The 5,374-nt window shown below is 74.9% G+C and carries 5 protein-coding genes and 1 pseudogene; 3 read left to right on the top strand and 3 right to left on the bottom strand.

The features are described from left to right. Both NWP09_RS11395 and NWP09_RS11390 read left to right on the top strand, forming a co-directional pair. The coding region (locus NWP09_RS11395; protein WP_258275631.1) for a hypothetical protein at nt 1-210 on the top strand (210 nt) is incomplete at its 5' end. Nucleotides 211-278: 68 nt separating this feature from the next. After that, nucleotides 279-1,106: a response regulator transcription factor gene (locus NWP09_RS11390; protein ID WP_258275630.1), complete on the top strand. Its 828-nt coding sequence runs from the start codon at nt 279-281 to the stop codon at nt 1,104-1,106. Here NWP09_RS11390 and NWP09_RS11385 read toward each other — a convergent pair. Next, entirely contained in the window at nt 1,088-2,296 is a 1,209-nt protein-coding gene (locus tag NWP09_RS11385) for a diguanylate cyclase (protein ID WP_258275629.1), read from the bottom strand. The two genes, NWP09_RS11390 and NWP09_RS11385, sit on opposite strands and share 19 nt — an antisense overlap. Continuing rightward, complete coding sequence (locus NWP09_RS11380) at nt 2,293-3,912, bottom strand: cell wall metabolism sensor histidine kinase WalK (RefSeq protein ID WP_258275628.1); 1,620 nt, start codon at nt 3,910-3,912, stop codon at nt 2,293-2,295. Before NWP09_RS11380 ends, NWP09_RS11385 begins: the two co-directional genes overlap by 4 nt. Nucleotides 3,913-4,012: 100 nt before the next feature. Here NWP09_RS11380 and NWP09_RS11375 point away from each other — a divergent pair, with 100 nt between their 5' ends. Further along, nucleotides 4,013-4,636: a DUF4126 domain-containing protein gene (locus tag NWP09_RS11375; protein WP_258275627.1), complete on the top strand. Its 624-nt coding sequence runs from the start codon at nt 4,013-4,015 to the stop codon at nt 4,634-4,636. Here the strand turns inward: NWP09_RS11375 and NWP09_RS11370 are convergent. After that, nucleotides 4,633-5,374 (bottom strand): annotated as a pseudogene (locus NWP09_RS11370) (serine hydrolase); the annotation flags it as partial. The gene NWP09_RS11375 and the pseudogene NWP09_RS11370 overlap by 4 nt on opposite strands.

Here is a 5,374-nt window from a genome sequence, read left to right as displayed (position 1 = left end):
GCGCAGCACCGGCTGGGGGCCGACGCGTGGGCGCCGAGCCTGCGCGTGCCCATCGCGGGCGGTGTCGTCGCCGCGATGGGCGAGCCCGAGGTGGGGCTGCCCGTGCTCGCCGGCGTGGGCCTGCTCATCGCCGTCGCGCTCGTGGGGCAGCGGCCGCGTCGGGTCGGCTCGCCCCTCGTCGTGTCCGGAGCCGGGAGCGTGCGATCGTGAACGCGCGGCCTGGCGCTAGCATGAACGGCATTGCACCGACCCGAGCGGTGCGGGATGCGGGAGGACCGATGCACGAGGACGTCGCGGTCGTCATCGAGGACGGCGAGGACATCCGTGAGCTGCTGGCGCAGGTGCTCACGCAGGGCGGCTTCACCGTGCACACCGCGGCGGACGGTCCGAGCGGCGTCGAGCTCGTCCGCGAGCACGACCCGATCGTCGTCACGATCGACGTGAACATGCCCGGCATGGACGGGTTCGAGACCGCGCGGCAGGTGCGCAGCATCACGACCGCGTACATGGTGATGATCACGGCCCGGGGCGACGAGATCGACACGCTCGTCGGCCTCCAGGCCGGCGCGGACGACTACATCGTGAAGCCGTTCCGGCCGCGCGAGCTGCGCGCTCGCATCGAGGCGATGATGCGCCGTCCGCGCGTGCTCGCGTCGACGCATCCGTCGCCGCCCCGCGCGGTGCACGAGGGCGCGGCCACCGCGACGGGCAGCATGCCGGTCGTCCACTCGCCCTCGAGCCCGCCGCACCCGGCGTCTGCGCCGTGGGCCGAGCCGGCCGACCCGCTCACGCTCGAGCACCGCGGCCTGCGGCTCGAGCCGGGCGCCCGCGTCGTGGAGCTCGACGGGCAGGAGATCGAACTCACGCGCAGCGAGTTCGACATCCTCCGGATGCTGCTGGCCTCGGGCCGGCGCGTCGTCAGCAAGCTCCAGCTCGCGGGCATGCTCCGCGGCGAGCGCGGCGAGCCCGACCACTTCCTCAGCGAGCACGACGCGCGCGCGATCGAGGTGCACGTCGCGAACCTGCGCCGCAAGCTCGGCGAGTCGCCGTCCGAGCCGCGCTGGATCGAGACCGTGCGAGGCGTGGGCTACCGCCGCACCGCCTGACCGCGCGCGGGCTCGTCCGCGTCGCCGTCCTCGCCTGCCACGACCACCGTGACGTCATCGCTCGCCATCGCGCGCTTCGCCGCCGCGCGCGCGGCGTCGACGAGCACGTCACGGTCGTAGCCGGACACGCTCGTCAGGCTCAGGCCCATGCCGATCGGTGGGACCACCGGCACGCCCGCGGTGCGCAGCTGGTCGAGCATCGCGCGGTGCATGCGCGCCGCGAGCTGCCGGGCGTCGGCGGGCGACGAGGGCTGGAACGCGAGCATGAGCAGTCCGCGGTCGTCGGTGCCGAGCGCCGCGGTGGTCGGCGCGAGGCGCCGCACCGCCGCGCGCGCGGCCTGGCGCACGTGCTCGGCCTCGTCGGCGCCGAACGCGGTGGCGATGCGCGAGAGCGCGTCGATGCGCACGACGAGCACCGCGAAGAGCTCCGCCCGGCGATTCGCGCGCATGAGACGGCCGCCCAGCACGCGCGAGAACGACGAGGCGAGCAGCACGCCGTCGGGGGCGATCGCCATGAGCGCGGAGTCCTCGGTGCCGCGCAGCCGCACCTGCTCGGCGCGCAGCACGGATGCGACGACCACGGCGACGATGACGAGGCAGATCGTCGCGATCCCCGCGACACCGCTATCGGTCCAGCTGCGGAAGAGCTCGTGCTGCGTGCCGAGGGTCAGCGCGCCGAGGAACCGCACCGCCTGGAACACCGCGACGATCGCGAGCACGACGCCGAGGCCGAGGCCGGTGCGGGATCGCCGCATCGCGCCGCGGAGCGTCTCCGCCGCGCCGAGCGCCGCGAACGTCGCGTTCGCGGCGAACATCACGAGCACGCCCGACCATCCCTCGCCCGCGGGCGGCTGCAGCATGACGGCGAGGAGCGCGAGCAGGCTCGCGAACGCGACGACCGCGGCGGCGCGGCCGCTGCGCCGCCCGTTGAACACGCGGCACCCGAGCCACAGCAGGCCGAGGCAGCCGACCCACGCCGCGTTCCCGACCGCGGTGGGCCAGGGGCCGATCTCGGCCACGGCCCGCACGACGGCGGCCTCGGTCGCGATCATCGCGGCGAGGAAGCCGAGCGCCCACATCCGTCCTGCGCGGTCGTCCTTGCGGAGCATCGTCTCGAGCACGAACATCCCGCCGGCGACGTGGACGACGAGGGCGGTGATGAGCTTGACGGTGTCTGGGTCGAGGGTCATGCGGTCGCTCCCGATGCGCGGCGCGGGAGGCGCACGACGAAGGTCGCACCGCTCCCCGGCTCGCTCTGGACGGTGATCTCGCCGCCGTGGGCGCGGACGAGATCGCGGCTGATGGACAGGCCGAGCCCGTTGCCGGAGACCCGGCCGCTCGAGGACTGGGCACGGAACCGGCGCTCGAACAGGTGCGGCAGCGCGTCCTCGGCGATGCCCGGGCCGTCGTCGCGCACGACGAGCCACGCGTGCTTGTCGTCGGCGGTGACGCCCACCTCGATGAGCCCGTCGCCCGCGTGGTAGTTCACGGCGTTCCCCACGAGGTTGTCGACCACCTGGCGGATCCGGACGGGATCGAACTCCGCCTCCGCCGGCTCGATGCCCGAGCTGTCGATGCGGATGTTGCGCTCGGCCGCGCGCGGCTCGAGGGCCTCGACCGACGCCTGCACGACGCGCGCGAGGTCCTCCTGCACGGGCCGCACGTCGAAGCGCCCGGGCCCGTCCGCGGTCGCGGCGAGGATGTCGCCGATGATGACGAGCAGGCGCGACGCGTTGCGCTCGGCGATCTCGAGGCTCCGCCGCGCGCCCGGGCCGACGTCGCCGCTGTCGAGCGCGAGGTCGAGGTGCCCGAGCACGCTCGTGAGCGGCGTCCGCAGCTCGTGCGAGACGGAGGCGACGAGCTCGTCGCGGATGTGCACGGCCTGCTGCTCCGCCGTCACGTCGCGCGTGACGAGGATCGCGCCGGCATCGGCGCCGTTGATGTCGATGAGCCGGCGCGCGGTCGACTGCAGCGCGCGGCGGTTGTCGCCCGGGGGTCCCTGCCAGTGCAGCAGGTTCTCGAAGGTCTCGCCGCGGCGCGCTCGCGCCGCCGGCGACATGCCGGGCTCGATCGGCGTGACGCCGTCCGCCTCGAAGAGCTCCTCGTCGTCGACGGTCGTGAGCCGCGCGTGCGCGTCGTTCTCGATCGAGATGCTGCCCTCGGCACCGATGCGCACGACGCCGAAGTCGACGGCGTCGAGCAGCTCGCTCACCGCGTCCTCCTGGCGCCGTGCTCGCTCGACGGCGTGGTCGAGGTAGTCGGCCTGCTCGTCGAGCAGCGCGCGCTGCGCGGACGAGCGGCGGGCGCCGATGAACGCGACGACGGATGCCGCGGTGAGGGCGACCGGGCCGAGGGCGTGGTCGAGGGGGTCCTGCACGTGGTCGTCGGCGAGGTGCGCGAGCCAGAAGAGCACGGTCGAGCCGCCGGCGCCGAGGGCGAGGCCCCACGGGCCCTGCAGCGTCGCGAGCCACGTGGCCGGCACCATCCACAGCAGCCAGATGCCGCTCTCGGGCGAGGAGAGCTGCAGCAGGAAGATCGCGACGAGGTCGCCGACGGGGATGAGGACGACCCACGTCGCGTGCAGCCGGTTCCAGGGCGCGACGAGCGCGGTGGTCGTGAGCGCGAACACGAGCAGCAGGCCGCCGAAGAGGAGCTCCCCCTGCTGCACCTCGCCGAGCACGACGACGATCGATCCGGCGACGAGGATCGCGGCCGCGAGCAGCAGCTGGTTGACGGCGGTCGCGCGCTCGCGCGTGCGATCGGGCCGCGCGCCACCGGCGCGAGCCGTCGTGACCGCCCCCATCATGCTCCGACGCTACCGCGCGATGCGCGCCCTTCGGTGCAGCTGCAGGGGGCGGGGTCTACGATCGGCGCGAGCGGGCTGCGGGTCCGCGGGAGGAGGCCCTGTGCTGGAGTTCCTGACCGGTTCCGGGCTCGCGGCCGCCGCGGGCATGAACGCGTACATCCCGCTGCTCGTCGTGGGCCTCGCCGACCGGCTCTTCCCCGGGGTGCTCGCGCTCCCGGAGGGGTGGGCCTGGCTGTCGAACTGGTGGGTGCTCGGCATCGTGGCGGTGCTGCTCGTCGTCGAGGTCGTCGCCGACAAGATCCCCGCGGTCGACAGCGTGAACGACGTGCTCCAGACCATCGTGCGTCCCGCGGCGGGCGGGCTCGTGTTCGGCTCGTCGTCGACGGCCTCGACGGTCGCCGTCACCGACCCCGCGGAGTTCTTCGCCTCGAACCAGTGGGTGCCGATCGTCGTCGGCGCGGTCATCGCGCTCGTGGTGCACGCCGGCAAGACCGCCGTGCGCCCCGCGGCGAACGTCGCGACCGCCGGCGTCGCGGCCCCCGTCATCTCGACCGTCGAGGACGTCGGGGCGGTGGGCCTGTCGCTGCTCGCGATCGTGGCGCCGCTGCTCGTGGTCGTCGGCCTGCTGCTGCTCGCGCTCCTCGGCTGGTCGCTGTGGCGCACGGCCCGTCGCCGCCGGAACGAGGACCTCCGGCCCGCGAGCCAGCGACTGGACGGCGCCTAGGACCGGGAGACCGCGACCTCGAGCGCGTCGGCGTGCGCCCCGCGCTCCGGCACCCCGTGCGCGGGCACCGCGTGGACCGCCTCCAGGTGCCAGGCGCCGCGCCAGCGCAGGACCCTGCCGGCGCCATCGCGCTCAGCGGTCGCGATCTCGTGCCCCGAGCCCATGCCGCTCGCGGCGGCGATCCGCACGCGATCGCGGTCGAGCGGCGTGAGCTCGTCGACCGCGGCGAGCGGGTCCGCCGCGGTGGGACTCATGCCGAGGAGCCGGCCGCCGAGCTCGACGACGTCGAGGCGGCCCCAGATGCTCGCGAAGGCTCCCTCGAAGGAGCGGAGCAGCGCGAGGCGCTCGGCGGCGAGCCGCTCGCTCGGCTCGAGCGCGGCGTGCACGATCCGGGCGACGCCGACGGCGAGCTCCTCGGCGGGCGCGTCGATCGCGTTCGTGAGCACGCTCACGACGATGTCGCGCTCGGCGTCGACGAGGGTCCGCGTCGCCTGCCCCGTCCACGCGCCGCCGTGGCCGTGCCAGGTGCGCCCGTCGATCTCGCGGAGCATGAGCCCGAGCCCGTAGCCGGCCCCGGCGCCGTCGCGACCCGTCGTCGACCACTGCCGCTGGCGCATCCGCCGCCGCGCCCCCTCGCTCAGGAGCCGGTCGTCGGCGTCCACGACCGTGCGCAGCGCGCCGCTCAGCTCGGCGGCGGTCGAGACGGCGCCGGTCGCCGCGGCGAGCGCTCCCGAGCGC

The organism is Agrococcus sp. HG114, from assembly GCF_024723325.1.
In the GTDB taxonomy this organism is placed as follows: Bacteria; Actinomycetota; Actinomycetes; order Actinomycetales; family Microbacteriaceae; genus Agrococcus.
The sequence above is the reverse complement of the archived record's forward strand: the minus strand, read 5'-3'. Positions and strand labels throughout refer to the sequence as shown.